Source organism: Pseudomonas oryzicola (assembly GCF_014269185.2).
GTDB classification, from domain to species: Bacteria; Pseudomonadota; Gammaproteobacteria; order Pseudomonadales; family Pseudomonadaceae; genus Aquipseudomonas; species Aquipseudomonas oryzicola.
Genome location: NZ_JABWRZ020000001.1, coordinates 1,027,403 through 1,046,167, shown reverse-complemented (window position 1 = coordinate 1,046,167; position 18,765 = coordinate 1,027,403). Strand labels below are relative to the sequence as shown.

General features: G+C 63.0%; 17 protein-coding genes. 9 read left to right on the top strand and 8 right to left on the bottom strand.

What is annotated here, in order from left to right:
- Positions 1 to 6 precede the first annotated feature (6 nt).
- Entirely contained in the window at positions 7 to 2,073 is a 2,067-nt protein-coding gene (locus tag HU760_RS04705) for a carbon starvation CstA family protein (RefSeq protein ID WP_170032614.1), read from the bottom strand.
- A 165-nt stretch (positions 2,074 to 2,238) separates the two neighbouring features.
- On the opposite strand from HU760_RS04705, the gene HU760_RS04700 reads away from it, so the two are divergent.
- Both HU760_RS04700 and HU760_RS04695 read left to right on the top strand, forming a co-directional pair.
- Positions 2,239 to 2,601 carry a PilZ domain-containing protein gene (locus tag HU760_RS04700; protein WP_186675244.1) on the top strand — a complete coding sequence of 121 codons (363 nt, stop codon included), beginning with the start codon at positions 2,239 to 2,241 and terminating at the stop codon, positions 2,599 to 2,601.
- Positions 2,602 to 2,864: 263 nt separating this feature from the next.
- Entirely contained in the window at positions 2,865 to 4,382 is a 1,518-nt protein-coding gene (locus tag HU760_RS04695) for a nucleobase:cation symporter-2 family protein (protein ID WP_186675247.1), read from the top strand.
- Between the two features lie 94 nt (positions 4,383 to 4,476).
- Here HU760_RS04695 and radA read toward each other — a convergent pair whose 3' ends face one another.
- Positions 4,477 to 5,847 (bottom strand): DNA repair protein RadA, encoded by a 1,371-nt coding sequence (gene radA, locus HU760_RS04690; protein ID WP_186675249.1) that lies wholly within the window; start codon positions 5,845 to 5,847, stop codon positions 4,477 to 4,479.
- Positions 5,848 to 6,023: 176 nt separating this feature from the next.
- Between radA and mscL the strand changes: the two genes are divergently transcribed.
- Positions 6,024 to 6,443 (top strand): large-conductance mechanosensitive channel protein MscL, encoded by a 420-nt coding sequence (gene mscL, locus HU760_RS04685; RefSeq protein ID WP_186675251.1) that lies wholly within the window; start codon positions 6,024 to 6,026, stop codon positions 6,441 to 6,443.
- 34 nt (positions 6,444 to 6,477) lie between these two features.
- Here the strand turns inward: mscL and HU760_RS04680 are convergent, their stop codons facing one another.
- Positions 6,478 to 7,254 (bottom strand): ferredoxin--NADP reductase, encoded by a 777-nt coding sequence (locus tag HU760_RS04680; protein WP_186675253.1) that lies wholly within the window; start codon positions 7,252 to 7,254, stop codon positions 6,478 to 6,480.
- Positions 7,255 to 7,470: 216 nt separating this feature from the next.
- Here HU760_RS04680 and HU760_RS04675 point away from each other — a divergent pair, with 216 nt between their 5' ends.
- The gene (locus tag HU760_RS04675; protein ID WP_186675255.1) at positions 7,471 to 8,178 is read left to right on the top strand and encodes an autoinducer binding domain-containing protein; all 708 of its coding nucleotides are present in this window, start codon (positions 7,471 to 7,473) and stop codon (positions 8,176 to 8,178) included.
- A gap of 95 nt (positions 8,179 to 8,273) precedes the next feature.
- Positions 8,274 to 9,398, top strand: coding sequence for a methyltransferase (locus tag HU760_RS04670; RefSeq protein WP_186675257.1), 1,125 nt, complete (start codon positions 8,274 to 8,276; stop codon positions 9,396 to 9,398).
- A 114-nt stretch (positions 9,399 to 9,512) separates the two neighbouring features.
- Here HU760_RS04670 and HU760_RS04665 read toward each other — a convergent pair whose 3' ends face one another.
- From HU760_RS04665 to HU760_RS04655, 3 genes are read right to left on the bottom strand one after another with little or no spacing between them, the layout of a single operon-like run.
- Positions 9,513 to 9,668: a DUF2474 domain-containing protein gene (locus HU760_RS04665; protein WP_016713451.1), complete on the bottom strand. Its 156-nt coding sequence runs from the start codon at positions 9,666 to 9,668 to the stop codon at positions 9,513 to 9,515.
- Positions 9,669 to 9,677: 9 nt separating this feature from the next.
- Complete coding sequence (gene cydB / locus HU760_RS04660; RefSeq protein ID WP_186675259.1) at positions 9,678 to 10,685, bottom strand: cytochrome d ubiquinol oxidase subunit II; 1,008 nt, start codon at positions 10,683 to 10,685, stop codon at positions 9,678 to 9,680.
- Positions 10,686 to 10,688: 3 nt separating this feature from the next.
- A complete protein-coding gene (locus tag HU760_RS04655; RefSeq protein WP_186675261.1) occupies positions 10,689 to 12,125 on the bottom strand; it encodes a cytochrome ubiquinol oxidase subunit I in 1,437 nt (478 codons plus the stop codon).
- 356 nt (positions 12,126 to 12,481) lie between these two features.
- Here HU760_RS04655 and HU760_RS04650 point away from each other — a divergent pair, with 356 nt between their 5' ends.
- The 3 genes from HU760_RS04650 (at position 12,482) to trmA (ending at position 16,261) form a co-directional block, all read left to right on the top strand.
- A complete protein-coding gene (locus tag HU760_RS04650; protein ID WP_186675263.1) occupies positions 12,482 to 13,702 on the top strand; it encodes an MFS transporter in 1,221 nt (406 codons plus the stop codon).
- 181 nt (positions 13,703 to 13,883) lie between these two features.
- Positions 13,884 to 15,179: an NCS2 family permease gene (locus HU760_RS04645; RefSeq protein ID WP_186675265.1), complete on the top strand. Its 1,296-nt coding sequence runs from the start codon at positions 13,884 to 13,886 to the stop codon at positions 15,177 to 15,179.
- Positions 15,176 to 16,261, top strand: coding sequence for a tRNA (uridine(54)-C5)-methyltransferase TrmA (trmA, locus tag HU760_RS04640; RefSeq protein WP_186675268.1), 1,086 nt, complete (start codon positions 15,176 to 15,178; stop codon positions 16,259 to 16,261). Before HU760_RS04645 ends, trmA begins: the two co-directional genes overlap by 4 nt.
- Positions 16,262 to 16,303: 42 nt before the next feature.
- On the opposite strand, the gene pcaG is transcribed toward trmA, so the two are convergent.
- Together pcaG and pcaH are read right to left on the bottom strand one after the other, a co-directional pair.
- The gene (pcaG, locus tag HU760_RS04635; RefSeq protein ID WP_186675270.1) at positions 16,304 to 16,909 is read right to left on the bottom strand and encodes a protocatechuate 3,4-dioxygenase subunit alpha; all 606 of its coding nucleotides are present in this window, start codon (positions 16,907 to 16,909) and stop codon (positions 16,304 to 16,306) included.
- Positions 16,910 to 16,919: 10 nt separating this feature from the next.
- The gene (pcaH, locus tag HU760_RS04630) at positions 16,920 to 17,639 is read right to left on the bottom strand and encodes a protocatechuate 3,4-dioxygenase subunit beta (RefSeq protein WP_186675272.1); all 720 of its coding nucleotides are present in this window, start codon (positions 17,637 to 17,639) and stop codon (positions 16,920 to 16,922) included.
- 202 nt (positions 17,640 to 17,841) lie between these two features.
- Between pcaH and ypfJ the strand changes: the two genes are divergently transcribed.
- A complete protein-coding gene (gene ypfJ, locus HU760_RS04625; protein WP_186675274.1) occupies positions 17,842 to 18,729 on the top strand; it encodes a KPN_02809 family neutral zinc metallopeptidase in 888 nt (295 codons plus the stop codon).
- Positions 18,730 to 18,765 lie beyond the last annotated feature (36 nt).

Below are 18,765 nucleotides of genomic sequence, written 5' to 3'. Positions count from 1 at the left end.
GTCCTCTCAAGCGTCAGGCAGGGCCTGGAACGGGGTTTCCTTGTCGGTACGCTCCTTGCGGCCAAGGGCGGCGAAACCGACCTTGACGGCGAAGAACAGCACACTGAACACCACCACCAGGAACAACACAGTCAGGCCGGCATTGGTGTAGGCGTTGAAGATCACGTGCTGCATCTGCCCGATGTCCTTGGCCGGGGCCAGTACCTGGCCGGCTTCCAGTGCGGTGCTGTACTTCTTGGCCAGGGCCAGGAAGCCCACCGCCGGGTTCGGGTCGAACAGCTTGATCAGGCCTGCAGTGGTGGTACAGATCAGCAGCCACACGGCCGGCAGCAGCGTGACCCAGACATAGCGCTGGCGCTTCATCTTGATCAGCACCACGGTGCCGAGCATCAGGGCGATACCGGCCAGCATCTGGTTGGAGATGCCGAACAGCGGCCACAGCGTGTTGATGCCGCCCAGCGGGTCGATCACGCCCTGGTACAGCAGATAGCCCCACAGGGCCACGCAGCCGGCGGTGCCGATCAGGTTGGCAGTCCACGACTCGGTACGCTTGAGTGCCGGCACGAAGCTGCCCAGCAGGTCCTGCAGCATGAAGCGCCCGGCGCGGGTGCCGGCGTCGACCGCGGTGAGGATGAACAGCGCCTCGAACAGGATCGCGAAGTGGTACCAGAAGGCCATGGTGTTCTCACCCGGCAGCACCTGGTGCAGGATCTGCGCGATGCCCACCGCCAGCGTCGGCGCACCACCGGCACGTGCCAGGACGGTGTGCTCGCCGATGTCGCGGGCCGTGGCCTCGAGCTGTTCCGGGGTGATCAGGAAGCCCCAGCTGCTGACCGTTTGCGCCACCGATGCCACGTCGGCACCGACCACGGCGGCCGGGCTGTTCATGGCAAAGTACACGCCTGGCTCGATCACCGAGGCGGCGACCATGGCCATGATGGCGACGAACGATTCCATCAGCATGCCGCCGTAGCCGATGTAGCGCGCGTTGGTTTCGTTGTCCAGCAGCTTGGGCGTGGTCCCCGAAGAGATCAGCGCGTGGAAGCCGGACACCGCACCGCAGGCGATGGTGATGAACAGGAACGGGAACAGGGTACCCTTCCATACCGGGCCGGTACCGTCGGTGAACTGGGTCAGCGCCGGCATTTTCAGCTCGGGCGCAATGATCAGGATGCCGATGGCCAGGCCGACGATGGTGCCGATCTTGAGGAAGGTCGACAGGTAGTCACGCGGTGCCAGCACCAGCCATACCGGCAGCACTGCGGCGACGAAGCCGTAGCCCACCAGCATCCAGGTGATCTGCACGCCAGTGAAGGTGAACGCCGGGCCCCACACCGGATCTGCGGCAATCTGGCCCCCAAGCCAGATCGAGGCCAGCAGCAGGACCACGCCTACGACCGAGATTTCGCCGATGCGGCCCGGGCGGATGTAGCGCATGTAGACGCCCATGAACATCGCGATCGGGATGGTCGCCATCACCGTGAACATGCCCCATGGGCTTTCGGCCAGGGCCTTGACCACGATCAGCGCCAGCACCGCAAGGATGATGATCATGATCAGGAAGCAGCCGAACAGGGCGATGGTGCCGGGGATGCGGCCCATCTCCTCGCGCACCATGTCACCCAGCGAGCGGCCGTTGCGGCGGGTAGACAGGAACAGGACCATGAAGTCCTGTACCGCACCGGCCAGTACCACGCCGGCGATCAGCCACAGCGTGCCGGGCAGGTAGCCCATCTGCGCGGCGAGTACCGGGCCGACCAATGGGCCTGCACCGGCGATGGCGGCGAAGTGGTGGCCGAAAAGAATGTGTTTGTTGGTCGGGACGTAGTCCAGGCCGTCATTGTTGAGCACCGCCGGGGTGGCGCGGCGCGGGTCGAGTTGCATCACCTTGGTGGCGATGAACAGGCTGTAGTAGCGATAGGCGACCAGGTAGATGGCCACTGCCGCGACCACGATCCACAAGGCATTGATCGCCTCGCCGCGACGCAGGGCAACCACACCCAGCGCGCAGGCTCCTATGACTGCCAGCGCCAGCCACGGAATGTGGCGTAGCAGGCTATTATTGTTGTTCATGGTTTGCTTCCAGCTGGTGGATTGGAAAAGACCGCCCATCGAGTCTAGGGCGTGTCATCGCGCATTGCCACACTTGCTTTGGCCTAGAGCCTCTGCGGCCAGATTGCGGTACCTGATGCACAGATCAAACTAACTATAGTCAGGATGTCATCCGAGGGCCTTCCCATGAGCGATCACGACGAGCGCCGCCGCTTCCGGCGCATCGACTTCGATGCCCCCACCGAACTGCGCCAGGGCGACCGCCGCTGGCCGGTAAAACTGCTGGATGTGTCGCTGAAAGGCCTGCTGGTCAAGCGCCCCGAGCCGTGGGACGCCGACCTGACCCAGGACTTCGATGCGGTCATCCACCTTGACCGCGATGTGCGGGTGCAGATGCAGGTAGAGCTGCGCCATGAGGAACCCTCTCGCCTGGGCTTTATCTGCCTGTACATCGACGTCGAGTCGATGTCCCATTTGCACCGTCTTGTGGAACTGAACCTGGCCGACAGCACCGAAATGATGCGCGAACTGCGTGAATTGATCGAATAATGGGATCTCTTAGCTAGCTAAGAAATTCTTCATTTTGTGTTTCCTGTCTACCCAGACAGCTTTAAGCCTGGGTCGCGGCGGTTTGTACACACCCTTCTAGTCCAGCCTTTTTCAACCTGGTACGCCTCCTGCATTGGGTTCTGGTGCTTCGCGCCAGCACCCTTGTGCGCGCTCGGATCAAAAAATTGTATACAATTCTTGTGGCAATCAATTGTAGGAAATGTCTACAGTAGCGACACAACAATAAACAGAGAGCCTGCTCCATGACTACGTCCCCTAGCACGTCTCCCGCCAAGCGCCCCGAGGACGAAAACCTCGGCCTGGGGGCCAACCTGGCTTATGGTCTGCAGCATGTGCTGACCATGTACGGGGGGATCGTTGCGGTACCCCTGATCCTGGGGCAGGCCGCGGGCCTGAACGGCGCCGAAATCGGCATGCTGATCGCCGCTTCGCTGTTTGCCGGTGGCCTGGCCACCCTGCTGCAGACACTGGGCCTGCCATTCTTCGGTTGCCAGCTACCGCTGGTGCAGGGCGTGTCGTTCGCTGGCGTGGCAACCATGGGGGCGATCCTCAGCAGCGAAGGCGGTGGTGGCCTGCCGGGCGTGCTGGGCGCGGTCATGGCCGCGTCGCTGATCGGCTTTCTCATTACCCCGGTGTTTTCGCGCATTACCAAGTTCTTCCCGCCACTGGTGACCGGTATCGTCATCACCACCATCGGCCTGACCCTGATGCCGGTGGCCGCCCGCTGGGTGATGGGCGGCAACAGCGCCTCGCCAGAGTTCGGCAGTGTGGCCAACATCGGTCTGGCAGCGCTGACCTTCGCCATCGTGCTGCTGCTGAGCAAGCTGGGCAGCGCGACCATCTCGCGCCTGTCGATCCTGCTGGCGATGGTGGTCGGCACCCTGATCGCCTGGGCGCTGGGCATGACCGACTTCAGCAAGGTCAGCGAAGGCCCGATATTCGCCTTCCCCGCGCCGTTCCACTTCGGCATGCCGGAGTTCCACATCGCCGCGATCCTGTCGATGTGCATCGTGATCATGGTGACCCTGGTGGAAACCTCGGCCGACATTCTCGCCGTGGGTGAGATCATCGACACCAAGGTCGACTCCAAGCGCCTGGGCAACGGCTTGCGCGCCGACATGGCGTCGAGCATCCTGGCGCCGATCTTCGGTTCGTTCACCCAGAGCGCGTTCGCCCAGAACGTGGGCCTGGTGGCGGTGACCGGGGTAAAGAGCCGCTACGTGGTAGCCACTGGTGGCGTGATCCTGGTGGTGCTCGGCCTGCTACCGATCATGGGCCGGGTGATTGCTGCAGTGCCGACGCCGGTACTGGGTGGCGCGGGCATCGTGCTGTTCGGCACCGTGGCAGCCAGCGGTATCCGCACCCTGTCCAAGGTCAATTACAAGAACAACGTCAACCTGATCATCGTCGCTGCCTCGCTGGGCTTCGGCATGATCCCGATTGCCGCGCCGACCTTCTACCATCACTTCCCGAACTGGTTCGAGACCATCTTCCACTCGGGCATCAGCTCGGCAGCAATCATGGCCATCCTGCTGAACCTGATCTTCAACCACTTCACCGCTGGCAACTCGGAAAACCAGTCGGTGTTCGCTGCTGCCTACGAGCGCACCATCCAGTACTCGGACATTTCAGCGCTGCGTGATGGCGATTACTTCAAGGATGGCAAGCTGTTCGATGCCGAGGGTAATGAAGTGCCGATGCTGGAGCTGGATGAACATGGCAATGAGACGCTCAGGCGCACGCCGGTCGCCGAACATTGACCACTGACTGAGCGGTGAGGTGGGGGGCCGATGCGCATCGTCGGCCCCTTTTTTGTTTGCCTGAACCGGCGATAAGGCCGGTACAGGCTACGAGTTACTCGAACAGTGCATCCAGTGCCTGCTCCAGCCGGGTAACGGCGATCACCTGCAGCCCCGCCGGGGCCTCTTTCGGCGCGTTGCCTTTGGGAACGATGGCCCGCTTGAAGCCATGCTTGGCCGCTTCCTTCAAGCGCTCCTGGCCACTGGGCACCGGCCGTACCTCGCCCGACAGGCCGATCTCGCCAAACACCAGCAAGCCATGGGCCAGTGGCCGGTTGCGCAGGCTCGACATCACCGCCGCCAGCAATGCCAGGTCCGAAGCGGTTTCCAGTACCTTCACCCCGCCCACCACGTTGAGGAACACGTCCTGGTCATGGGTTGGAATGCCGCCATGCCGGTGCAGCACCGCCAGCAACATGGCCAGGCGGTTCTGGTCCAGGCCCAGGGTTACCCGACGCGGGTTGGCCAGGTGGCTGTCGTCAACCAGCGCCTGTACTTCCACCAGCATCGGCCGGGTGCCCTCCCAGGTCGCCATCACCACGCTACCCGGCACTTCTTCCTGGGCGCGGTTGAGGAAGATCGCCGACGGGTTGGATACTTCTTTCAGGCCGCGGTCGGTCATGCCGAACACGCCCAGTTCGTTGACTGCGCCGAAGCGGTTCTTCACGGCCCTCAGCAGGCGCAGGCGGCCATCGGACTCGCCTTCGAAATACAGTACGGTGTCGACCATGTGCTCAAGAACGCGCGGGCCGGCCAGCGAGCCTTCCTTGGTCACGTGGCCCACCAGGAAGATCGCCGTACCACTCTGCTTGGCATAACGCACCAGCAACGCCGTACTCTCGCGCACCTGGGCCACGCCGCCAGGTGCCGATTGCAGCTGCTCGGTGAAAATGGTCTGGATCGAGTCGATGACCATCACCCGCGGCTTTTCCTGGCGCGCCGTGGCGATGATGGTTTCGATGCAGGTTTCGGTCATCACCTTGAGCTGGTCCTGCGGCAGGCCCAGGCGCCGCGAGCGCATGGCTACCTGCTGCTGCGATTCCTCACCGGTAACGTAGAGGGCCGGCATGCCGACGGCGATGTTGCACAAGGTCTGCAGCAGGATGGTCGACTTGCCGATACCGGGGTCACCACCGATCAGCACCACCGAGCCATCCACCAGGCCCCCGCCCAGCACGCGGTCCAGTTCAGTGCTGCTGGTGGTGAAACGCGGGATTTCCTCGACGCTGACTTCGGCCAGGGTCTTGATCTGCGCCTGCTGCCCGGCCCAGCCGGTGCGGCCGTTGCCGGGCGCGGCGGCAGCGCCGCTTTCGATCATGGTTTCGACCAGGGTGTTCCAGGCCCCGCATTCGCCACACTGGCCGGCCCATTTGGGAAAGGTGGCACCGCATTCGGTGCAGCCATACAAGCGCTTGGCCTTGGCCATGGCTGGGGTCTCCTGGGAAAAACCGCCATGATAGCCGAGCTGGACGTGTCTCGAACGCCTCGAGGTGCGACAAAACTATTCGTTCTAACCGCAGTCGGAAGCCCTGAACATAACGCATGAAGCGTTTAAGTGGCTTACACTGCGTAAACCTTACCTTTTGTTACAAGGAACCAAACATGGGCATGATCAGTGAGTTCAAGGCCTTCGCGGTCAAAGGCAATGTCGTCGACATGGCGGTCGGTATCATCATCGGCGCAGCCTTCGGCAAGATCGTCTCGTCCTTCGTTGGTGACGTGGTCATGCCGCCACTGGGCCTGTTGATCGGTGGTGTCGACTTCAGCGACCTGGCCGTTACCCTGAAGGCCGCCGAAGGTGATGCACCGGCTGTGGTACTGGCCTATGGCAAGTTCATCCAGACCGTGATCGACTTCCTGATTGTGGCGTTTGCCATCTTCATGGGGGTGAAGGCAATCAACCGGCTCAAGCGTGAAGAGGCCGTGGCGCCGACTGCACCACCCGTGCCGAGTGCCGAAGAGACCCTGTTGACCGAAATTCGCGATTTGCTCAAGGCGCAGAACCAGAACCGCCTGCCTTGAGAGCACCAGGGGCTGCCTTGCAGCCCCAATCGCCTTACCAGTAGGCTTCCACCGCCACCTGCCCCGGCCGCTTGCTCAGGCTCAGCTGCAAGTCCCGCGCCTTGAGTACCTTGCGTGTCTCGTCGACCATCTCCGGGTTACCACACAGCATCACCCGCGAATGTTCCGGTGACAGCTCCAGCCCCGCAGCCTTCTCCAACTCGCCATTCTCGATCAGCGTGGTAATGCGCGCACTCAAGGCCCCGGCATGCTGCTCGCGGGTGACCACCGGAATGAACTGCAACTTGCCGGCAAATTCGGCCAGGTAATCGCGCTGCTCCAACCCGGCGATTTCATCCACATAAGCCAGCTCTTTCGCTTCACGCACCGAGTACACCAGCTTGATATTGTCGAAACGCTCCCAGGCCTCGAAGTCCTGCAGAATCGACATGAACGGCGCAATGCCGGTACCGGTTGCCAGCAACCATAAATCGCGGCCACCGACGAAGCGGTCCAGGGTCAGGAAGCCGAAGGCCTGGCGGTCGATCAGCAAGGTATCGCCCACCTCCAGCCGACTCAGCTCGCTGGTGAATTCGCCCCCTGGTACCACGATGGAGAAGAAATCGAGATGCTCGTCATGGGGGGCGCTGACCATCGAATAGGCGCGCCATACCACACTGCCATCAGCCTTGGTCACACCCAGGCGGGCGAACTGGCCGGAACGGAAGCGAAACCCCGCATCGCGCGTGACCCGCAGACTGAAGAGGTTCGGCGTCAGCGGCTGAACATCGAGCAGGGACTGGCGGGTGAACTTTTCGGCGCTAGCGGTCATATCGGGCTCCAGGTTTGGCATGCGCACAGTGTCGCGCAAAGTGGCGCGGATAAAAACCACTGCTTTGTAGGGCCTCACCAACGGTGAACCTGTCTAGGTCGCGAATAATCCTGCTCGCTGTAACAAAAAAATCCCAACGCCTTGGTAGGTCTTTTCCTACAATCAATCGGGTCCCCAAACGGATTGGACTGCTACTGCGTCAGCAAGGAGTGTCAGATGCATCACTGGAAACCCGAATATCTTCATGCGTTCGTCAGTGAGCGTAGCCCCCAAAGACTGTTTGATATCGCAGTGCACCTGGCCCAGGACCTGGACATGGTTTACCTGGGACTGAACGTTCGCATCCAGATCGCGACGCAAACGCCACGGTTGTACCTCTACAGCAATTACCCGAAAGAATGGATCGAGCGTTACCAGCGCGATGAGTTCTACAAGCAGGACGCCGCCGCCAATGCGAGCCACAGCTCGACCATGCCCGTGCTCTGGAATGACGACCTGTATCGTGAAGCCCCGCAGTTTCGTCAAGCAGCCTGCCAGTATGGCCTGCGCCATGGCTGGACACAGTCATTGCACGACTTGCAGCACAATGAAAGCCAGATCAGCGTGGCCAGGCCCACCGGCACCATCGGCATTACCGAACTCTACGACAAGGCCGGCAGTGTGCAGTGGCTGTGCCATACCCTGCATGCGGTGCTTGGTGAATACCACCTGAATGCACTGTGCCCCCCGCAGCCCAAGATGAGCAAACGGGAACTGGAAGTGCTGAAATGGTCAGCCGCTGGCAAGACCGCCGCCGACGTGGCTTGCATCCTGTCACTGTCGCAAAGCACGGTGAATTTCCACATCCGCAGCGTGATGACCAAGACCAATGCCGCCAACAAGGCTGGCGCCATCGCCATTGCTGCCATGCGCGGCTGGATCTGACGGGCAAACCTGCGACCTTGAGCAAAGCCCTGTAGAATCGCCCGGCAAAGCCCGAGGCGAACCGCAACGGGCAGATCGTTCCTGAGCCAGACGCCATGCCCCTGCTGACCACTCCCTACGCCGAACTCGACCTGATCCGCCAGCCGGATCAGGCCAACGACCCCTTGCAGGCTTTCGATGCAGCCGACGAATACCTGCTTGCGCAGTTGCACGAGCAGGCCCCGACGGCCGATTGCCGGGTGCTGGTGCTCAACGACAGCTTCGGCGCCCTGGCTGCCAGCCTGGCCGGCAAGCTGCAAGTGGTCAGTAGTGGCGATTCGCACCTGGCGCACCTGGCTCTGGAAAAAAACCTGGTACGCAATGGCCTGCCGTTCGACAGCGTCCCCTTCGTAGCGGCCAGCGAACATTGGCAAGGCTCGTTCGACCGGGTGCTGCTGCGCGTACCCAAGACCCTGGCTTTGCTCGAAGAGCAGCTGATCCGCCTGCAAGGCCACCTGGCGCCCGGCGCACAAGTGATTGCCGGAGCGATGATCAAGCACCTGCCCCGGGCTGCCGGTGACCTGATGGAGAAATACATCGGCCCGGTGCAGGCCTCGCTGGCGCAGAAAAAGGCCCGCTTGCTGACGGCGACGCTGGCCACGCGGCCGCTCGCCCGGTCGCCCTACCCCAGCCGCTACCGCCTCGACGCGCCAGCGCTGGAGCTGGTCAACCACGCCAACGTGTTCTGCCGCGAAGGCCTGGACATCGGCACCCGCGCCTTCCTGCCGCACCTGCCACGCGACCTGGGGCGCGCCCGGGTGGCGGACTTGGGCTGCGGCAACGGTGTGCTGGCGATTGCCAGCGCCCTGGCCAATCCCGAGGCCGAGTACACCCTGATCGACGAGTCATACATGGCAGTGCAATCGGCGCAGGAAAACTGGCAGGCCGCATTGGCCGAGCGCGCGGCGACGTTCCTTGCGGCAGACGGGCTGGCCGGGGCAGAGAAACAGTCGCTGGACGTGGTGCTGTGCAACCCGCCGTTCCACCAGCAGCAGGTAGTGGGCGATTTCCTCGCCTGGCGCATGTTCCAGCAGGCGCGTGAGGCGCTGGTGGTGGGTGGGGCGCTGTATATCGTGGGTAACCGGCACCTGGGCTATCACAGCAAGCTGGCGCGGTTGTTCCGCGGCGTGGAGCAGGTGGCGGCTACGCCCAAGTTCGTCATCCTGAAAGCCCGTAAATAAGCCTGTACCGGCGCTATCGCCGGCAAGTCAGTTGCCACAGTTACAGCGTAGCCTTCGAGGGCATGACCAAGCTGTGGGAGCTGGCTTGCTGGCGATTGGCCAGAACTGCTTGCTTCAATGGGTGGTCAGACCTGCGGCGCCCATGAACAGACGCATCACCCAGGCCGCCACACCCAGCGCTGCCACGCTCATTGCCCAGATCAGCAACAGCCAGCCCAGCCGCTGCCACAGGGGCTTTTTCTCCTCCAAGCCATGCTTGCCGGTCATCATGCGGCCCTCCTAGTGATAGCCGTCTTCGTGGGTAACCTTGCCGCGGAACACGTAATAACTCCAGAAGGTGTACATGAGGATGAATGGCAGAATGAACAGTGTGCCCACCAGCATGAAGCCCTGGCTCTGCGGTGGCGCCGCGGCATCCCAGATCGAGATCGACGGCGGGATGATGTTCGGCCACAGGCTGATACCCAAGCCGCTGTAGCCGAGGAATATCAGCACCAGGGTGAGCAGGAACGGCGTGTAGTGAGCATTGCGCGCCACTGCCTTGAGCAAGCCGTAGAAGGTGACCAGCACCAGGATCGGCACTGGCATGAACCAGACCAGGTTAGGCATGCTGAACCAGCGGTCAGCGATCTGTGGGTAGGCGATCGGTGTCCACAGGCTGACAATGCCGATCACCACCAGCAACACCAGCGCCAGCGGGCGGGCAATGTCGTGCATCTTCTGCTGCAGCGGCCCCTCGGTCTTCATGATCAGCCAAGTGCAGCCCAACAGGGTGTAGGCAACGATCAGCCCCAGGCCGCAGAACAGGCTGAACGGGGTCAGCCAATCGAGCGTACCACCGGCGAAATGCCGGTCGACCACCTTGAAGCCCTCGAGGAACGCACCCAGGGCCACGCCCTGGAAGAAAGTGGCGACCAGCGAGCCCCCGATGAACGCCTTGTCCCAGATATGGCGCTTGTCGTCCTTGGCCTTGAAGCGGAACTCGAAGGCCACGCCACGGAAGATCAGGCCGATCAGCATCAGGATCAACGGCAGGTACAGCGCCTCCAGCACCACCGAGTAGGCCATCGGGAACGCGCCGAACAGCCCGGCCCCTCCCAGGACCAGCCAGGTTTCGTTACCGTCCCACACGGGAGCGACGGTGTTCATCATCACATCGCGATCACGCTCGCCCTTGACGAACGGGAAGAGCATGCCGATTCCCAGGTCGAAACCATCCATCACCACGTACATCATCACGCCGAAGATGATGATCACGGCCCAGATCAGCGAAAGGTCGATACCCATGGTTCAGTTTTCCTTGCTCAGGCTGGCGGAGTTGGCCTCACGGCCATCATCGGCGGCGGACAGCGGCCGCGCCGGCGTGCGTTTGGTGCCAGGGCCACCGCTGCTGTGCTCGTCGCCTTCGCCGGTCTGCGGGCCTTTGCGCACCAGGCGCATCATGTAGCCAAGGCCAGTACCGAACAGGGCGAAATACACCACCACGAAGGCCACCAGGGTGAAGCCGAGCTGGGCGTAGCTGTGGTTGGACACACCGTCCGCGGTGCGCATCAGGCCGTACACCACCCAGGGCTGGCGGCCGATTTCGGTGGTGAACCACCCGGCCAGCAAGGCGATCAGCCCGGACGGGCCCATCCACAAGGCCAGATGCAGGAACGGGCGTGAGGTATAGAGTGTGCCGCGCTTGCGCAGCCACAGGCTCCACAGGCCGACGAAGATCATCAGCAGCCCCAGCCCGACCATGATCCGGAACGACCAGAAGACGATGGTCGAGTTGGGCCGGTCTTCCGGCGGGAACTCCTTCATCGCCGGCACCTGCTTGTCCAGGCTGTGGGTCAGGATCAGGCTACCGAGCGCCGGGATCTCGAGCTTGAAGCGAGTGGTCTCGGCCTGCATGTCGGGGATGCCGAACAGGATCAGCGGGGTTGGCTCGCCGGGCACGTTCTCCCAGTGGCCTTCGATCGCGGCGATCTTCACCGGCTGGTGCTTGAGCGTGTTGAGGCCGTGGAAGTCACCGATCACAGCCTGGATCGGTGCCACGATCAGCGCCATCCACATGGCCATCGACAGCATCTTGCGCAGCGCTGGGTTGTCACGCCCGCGCAGCAGGTGCCAGGCCGCCGAGGCGCCGACGAAGAATGCCGTGGCCACGAACGCGGCAGTGGCCATGTGCATCAGGCGGTAAGGGAACGACGGGTTGAATACCACTGCCAGCCAGTCCACCGGCACCACCCGGCCATCGATGATCTCGTGGCCTTGCGGGGTCTGCATCCAGCTGTTGGAGGCGAGGATCCAGAAGGTCGAGACCAGCGTGCCGAGCGCTACCATCACCGTGGAAAAGAAATGCAGGCCGCGGCCGACGCGGTTCCAGCCGAACAGCATGACGCCCAGGAAACCTGCTTCGAGGAAGAACGCGGTCAGCACCTCGTAGGTGAGCAACGGGCCGGTGATGGCGCCGGCAAAGTCGGAGAAGCGGCTCCAGTTGGTGCCGAACTGATAAGCCATGACCAGGCCGGAGACCACACCCATGCCGAAGTTGACGGCAAAGATCTTCGACCAGAAGTGATAAAGGTCACGGTAGACCTGGTTGTCGGTCCGCAACCAGAGGCCTTCGAGGACGGCCAGGTAGCTGGCCAGGCCAATGGTGATGGCCGGGAACAGAATGTGGAACGAAACGGTAAAGGCAAACTGCATTCGGGCGAGTTCCAGGGCCTCTATTCCGAACATGGTGCTTCCTCTTCAGATAATCCGGCGTCCGGGCTGCTGGCCCCGTCGCCCACTGCCCCCACGGTAGTCGAGTGTGGCGTGTTGGAATTGTTCTGTTCGATCGCAGGGATTCCGGCCCAGAGGGCCACGTCGTTGGCCAGCCGTTGCAAAAGCAACGATTGATCCAGATCAACGAATGCTAGGAAGCATAGTCCTGAATCGCGCGCCGGGCCGTGCGGTTGATTGCCGCGTGACCAGTTGCCCCACCCTCTTTCAAAAGGCCGGGAAAAGTGCCGATCCGGGCAAACAGCAACCATTTGTTACAAACAGATGATACGCTGCGAGGCCCTCTACCGTGCCGACGCTCCGGGTTTCCGATGTCCGATTCCGCTTCGCAGTTGCTGCGTCATCACCGCCCTTTCCTGGCCTTCTGGCTGGCCCGCGTATTCACCGCCAGCGGTTTCCAGATGCTCACCGTGGCTATTGGCTGGCACCTCTACCAGTTGACTGGCAATGTGCTGGACCTGGGCCTGGTCGGGCTGGTCGAGTTCGCCCCGCGTGTGCTGTTCATGTTGCATACCGGGCATGTCGCCGACCGCTATGACCGGCGCAAGGTCGCCGCATTGTGCCAAACCCTGCAAGGGCTGATTGCCTTGGCACTGGCAGTGGGCAGCGCCACCGACAACGTCACTCGCGAACTGATCTTCGCCCTGGCCTTCCTGCTCGGCGCCACGCGCTCCTTCGAGATGCCGGCGACCCAGGCGCTGCTGCCCAACGTGGTGCCGGCCGGGCTGTTCCCACGGGCAGTGGCGGCGTCGGCGTCGGCCACCCAGGCGGCGACCATCGTGGCGCCGGCGCTGGGCGGCTTCCTGTATGCCTTCGGCAGCCTCTGGGTATACGGCCCGACCGTGGCCCTGTACGCCATCGCCTGTGTACTGACCCTGAGCCTGCAGGCACGCGGCCAGGTGGCCCAGCGTGGGCGCGCCAGCCTCGAATCGCTGCTGGCCGGCATCCGTTTCATCCGCAGCCGGCCCGACATCCTCGGCGCCATCTCGCTGGACCTGTTCGCCGTATTGCTGGGCGGCGCCACCGCGCTGCTGCCGGTGTTCGCCAAGGACATCCTGCTGACCGGGCCGCTGGGCCTCGGCTTGCTGCGCTCGGCGCCGGCAGTGGGGGCGCTGTTGATGTCGCTATGGCTGGCGCGGTTCCCGTTCGAGCGCAACGTGGGGCGGACCATGTTCACGGCGGTCGGCGTGTTCGGTGTGGCGACCATTGCCTTTGGCCTGTCGACCTCGTTCTGGTTCTCGCTTGCGGTACTGGTGGTACTGGGCGCGGCGGACATGATCAGCATGGTCATCCGCGGCGCCTTCGTGCAGCTGGAAACACCGGATGAAATGCGCGGACGGGTCAGCGCGGTGAACGGCCTGTTCATCGGTGCTTCGAACCAGCTCGGCGAGTTCGAATCGGGGGTGACGGCGCACTGGTTTGGCACAGTGCCGGCAGTGGTGTTGGGCGGTGTCGGCACCCTGGTGGTGACCGGGCTGTGGATAAAACTGTTCCCGACGCTGGCCAGACGGGATCGGTTGCATAACGGCTGAATGCAGCCTTGTTCTGGCCACAGAAAAGCCATACCCCAACAGCCATAGGCCCCCGCTGAGCATGCTGGTATGATGCGCGGCTTTTTTCCGCCCCACGCAAAACCACCGCAAGCGGTACGGTCTGTGCTTTGCTGTTGGGGTCGACAGATTGATGGCGCCTGGAGCGCCTCGGGGAGCGGGCATGCTGGAAAGGCTGTTTCAACTGAGAGCACACAACACCAATGTGCGCACCGAGATTCTCGCGGGCGTCACGACCTTCCTGGCCATGGCCTACATCCTGTTCGTCAACCCGAGCATCCTCGGCGAGACCGGCATGGACAAGGGCGCGGTCTTCGTCGCCACCTGCCTGGCTGCGGCCATCGGTTCGGTGACCATGGGCCTGATCGCCAACTACCCGATCGCCCTGGCTCCGGGCATGGGCCTGAACGCATTCTTCACCTACACCGTGGTGCTGCACATGGGCCACACCTGGCAGGTGGCACTGGGCGCGGTATTCCTGTCGGCGGTGATGTTCTTCCTGTTGTCGATCTTCCGCATCCGCGAATGGATCGTGAACAGCATCCCGCTGCCGCTGCGTTCGGCCATTGCCGCCGGTATCGGCTTGTTCCTGGCGCTGATCGCCCTGCATAACGCCGGCATCGTCGTCGATAACCCGGCCACCCTGGTGGGCCTGGGCGACCTCAAGCAGCCGGCACCGCTCCTCGCTACCCTGGGCTTCTTCCTGATTGTCGGCCTGGAGTCGCTGAAAGTGCGCGGCGCGGTGCTGATCGGCATCCTTGCCGTGACCATCGCCTCGATCGTGATGGGCGTGACCCCCTTCGGCGGCATCGTCTCCATGCCACCGTCGCTGGCCCCGACCTTCCTGCAGCTGGACATCGCCGGTGCGCTGGACGTCGGCCTGGTCAGCGTGATCTTCGCCTTCCTGTTCGTCGACTTGTTCGACAACTCCGGCACCCTGATCGGCGTGGCCAAGCGTGCCGGGCTGATGGGCAAGGACGGGCACATGCCAAAGATGGGCCGTGCGCTGATCGCCGACAGTACCGCAGCCATGGCCGGGTCGTTGCTGGGCACCTCGACCACCACCAGCTACATCGAATCCGCTGCAGGCGTGAGCGCCGGTGGCCGCACCGGCCTGACCGCCATCGTGGTCGCTGTGCTGTTCCTGCTGGCGCTGTTCTTCGCTCCGCTGGCCGGTAGCGTGCCGGCCTTCGCCACCGCCCCGGCGCTGCTGTTCGTCGCGGTACTGATGGCTTCGGGCCTGGCGGAAATAAACTGGGACGACGTCACCGAGGCCGCACCGGTGGTGGTGACCGCCCTGGCCATGCCGCTGACCTACTCCATCGCCAACGGCATCGCCTTCGGCTTCATCGCCTGGACCGCCGTCAAGCTGATTTCCGGTCGCCACCGCGACCTGAACCCGGCCCTGGTGATCCTTTCCATCCTGTTCGTCATCAAGCTGGGCTGGTTCAACGCATGAGTGCTGTTTTCGACCCCTCCTCCTATGCCACCCAGCTGGACGCCAAGGTGGCCCGGCTGCGCGAGCTGCTGGCGCCGTTCGGTGCGCCGGAGCCGGCTGTCTTCGATTCGCCGCGAGAGCACTACCGCCTGCGTGCCGAGTTCCGCCTGTGGCGCGAGGATGGTCAGCGTCACTACGCCATGTTCGCTCCGGGCGAGAAGCACAAGGCGATCCTGATCGACGACTTCCCGATTGCCAGCCAGCGAATCAACGAGTTGATGCCGCGCCTGAAGGCGGCCTGGCAGGCCAGCGAAGAACTCGGCAACCGGCTGTTCCAGGTAGAGTTCCTGACTACCCTGGCGGGTGATGCCATGGTCACGATGTGCTATCACCGCCCGCTGGACGAAGCCTGGGAAGTGGCTGCACGACAGCTGGCTGGCGAACTGGGCGTAAGCGTGATAGGCCGTTCCAAGGGCAAACGCCTGGTGATCGGCCGCGACTACGCGGTGGAAAAACTCGACGTGGCTGGCCGCGTGTTCAGCTATCGCCAACCGGAAGGCGCGTTCACCCAACCGAACGGTGCGGTGAACCAGAAAATGCTGAGCTGGGCCTTCGAGGCCATTGGCGAGCGCGAAGACGACCTGCTGGAACTCTATTGCGGCAACGGCAATTTCACCCTGCCGCTGGCCACCCGCGTGCGCCAGGTACTGGCCACCGAAATCAGCAAGACTTCGGTCAATGCCGCGCTGAGCAACCTCGACGAGAACGCGGTGGACAACGTGCAGCTGGTGCGGCTGTCGGCGGAGGAGCTGACCCAGGCACTGAATGAGGTGCGACCGTTCCGTCGCCTGGAAGGCATCGACCTGAAGGGCTATGACTTCGGCACGGTATTCGTCGACCCGCCGCGCGCGGGGATGGACCCGGATACCTGCGAGCTGACCCGGCGTTTCGAGCGGATCCTGTACATCTCGTGCAACCCGGAGACGCTGGCGGCGAACATTGCCCAGTTGCACGACACCCACCGTATCGAGCGCTGTGCGTTGTTTGACCAGTTCCCCTATACCCACCATATGGAAAGTGGGGTTTTGCTGGTTCGGCGCTGACCTTCAGATAGCCGGGGCTGCTTTGCAGCCCCAAGCTCCAACTCAGAAGTCGAAGAAAACCGTCTCCCCTTCCCCCTGAATACGGATATCGAAGCGATACGCCGTCTTCCCGTCCACCTCGCACCGCTTGGCCACCAGGGTCTCGCGCCGCTGCGGCTGCTCGATCAGGTTGAGCACCGGGCACTTGGCATTGGCCTGCGCTTCATCATCGAAATACAGGCGTGTGTGGAGGTGGATGTTGATCCCCCGGGCAAACAGGCTGATGTTGATGTGCGGTGCCATTGGCACACCGGCAGCGTTCTTCACCACGCCTGGCTTCACCGTATGTGCAGTCCACTCGCCCGCATCGAAGGTTGTAGCCGTGCGGCCAAAGCTGTTGAAGGCGTTTTCCAGGTTGTAGGCATCCTGGTATTCACCATTGGCATCGGCTTGCCAGAGCTCCAGGAACGAGTCCCGCACCAGGTGGCCATTGCCGTCATATACATGGCCGATCAGCAGGATATGCTCGCCGGGCGCATCTGGCCTGGCCAGGCGGTTCCAGATTTCCTGGTCGCGGGTCGGGTTGCCGGCCGCTTCCAGGGCCAGGCCGATGTGTACGTAGGGGCCGGCAGTCTGCGAAGGGGTTTCCGGCAGCAGTTCGATTGGCATGGCGGGGTCCTCAGCAGTTTTCGAAGTGGGTCTTGCGCTGGCCGCGCAGCACGATGTCGAAGCGGTAGGCCAGGCAATCCATCGGGTTGGCGTTGCTCATGTCGAGCTTGGCGATCAGTTGCTGCACCGCTTGCGGGTTGGCGATCGACTTGACGATCGGGCACATCGGGATCAGCGGATCACCCTCGAAGTACAACTGGGTGATCAGTTTGGTGGCGATCGAAGGGCCGCTGATGGCGAAATGGATATGCGCCGGACGCCAGTCGTTCGGCCCGTTGCGCCAGGGGTACGGGCCCGGCTTGATGGTGCGGAAGCTGTAGTAGCCGTCACGGTCGGTCAGGCAGCGGCCGACACCACCGAAGTTCGGGTCCAGCGGTGCCAGGTAACGGTCATTCTTGTGACGGTAGCGGCCACCGGCGTTGGCCTGCCACATTTCCACCAAGGTATTCGGCACAGGCTTGCCGTACTGGTCGACGACGCGGCCGGCGACGATGATGCGCTCACCGATCGGCAAGCCACCGTGGTTGAAGTTCAGCAGCAGATCATGGTCGTGGGCGCCGAAACCCAGGTGGGAAAAGTCCGGGCCGGTGGTTTCGCTGATCGACTGCGGAATGCTGACCAGTGCCTGGCGCGGCGAACGGGCAATGGACGTCTTGTAGTCAGGCGTAAGGGCTTTGGGGTGCCAGTTGCGATCACGGATCACGAAGCGGCTGGTGTCCTGGGCGGGCATGCCGGTTTTCCTCTCTTGGAATTATGTGAACGCCTGGGCGTGGCAGGCGGACTTGCAGTTTCGGGCAAGCCGCACGCGATGAATATTGAAATCAGCCACCTCAAACATAACCGAATGGTTATGGCTACATACGTTGGCCTGACACCGGCCGTAGTGGTGAACTAATCTTTGTCTTCTTGTTTCACGCTCCGGGGAGCATTTCATGGAATGGCGAAAAGGCCGACGCAGCGACAACGTGGTCGATGCCCGAGGCGAAGGTGGCGGTGGCGGCATGCGTTTCGGCGGCGGCAAGGGGCTGGGGCTTGGCGCAGTATTGCTGATCGTTGGTATCGGCTGGCTCACCGGGCAGGACCCTCTGCAGATTCTTGGCCAGCTCGCCGGGCAGATGGAGCAGCAGCAACAACAGGCGCCCAGCAGGGTGGGCGGCAAGGCCCCGCCGGCCAACGACCAGCAGGCCGAGTTCGTCGCCTCGATCCTGGGCGACACCGAAGACACCTGGAAAGCCCTGTTTGCCGAGAACGGCAGGCAATACCGCGAACCCAAGCTGGTGCTGTTCAGCGGCCAGGTCAATTCGGCCTGTGGCTTTGCTTCAGCGGCAGTAGGCCCGTTCTACTGCCCCGCCGACCAGCGCGTATACCTGGACATGTCGTTCTTCCGCGAGATGGAAACCCGTTTCGCGGCCGCCGGCGACTTCGCCCAGGCCTACGTGATCGCGCACGAAATCGGCCACCACGTGCAGACCTTGCTTGGCGTGTCGGCCAAGGTAGACGCGGCACGCCGCAGCGGCCAACGCCTGGAAGGCGACAGTGGCCTGCTGGTGCGCCAGGAGCTACAGGCCGACTGCCTGGCCGGAGTGTGGGCCTACCAGGCGCAAAAGCGCCTGAACTGGCTGGAGCCGGGTGACGTCGAGGAAGCCCTGAACGCCGCCAATGCCATTGGCGATGACCGCTTGCAGCAGCAAAGCCGCGGGCGCGTAGTGCCGGACTCGTTCACCCACGGCACCTCGGCACAGCGAGTGCGCTGGTTCAAGGCTGGATTCGCCGAGGGGGAAGTGAATAGTTGCGATACCTTCATTGCTCGTAGCCTCTGACACCTCCCACCAGGCTGGCGCGGTCGTCGCAGGAAC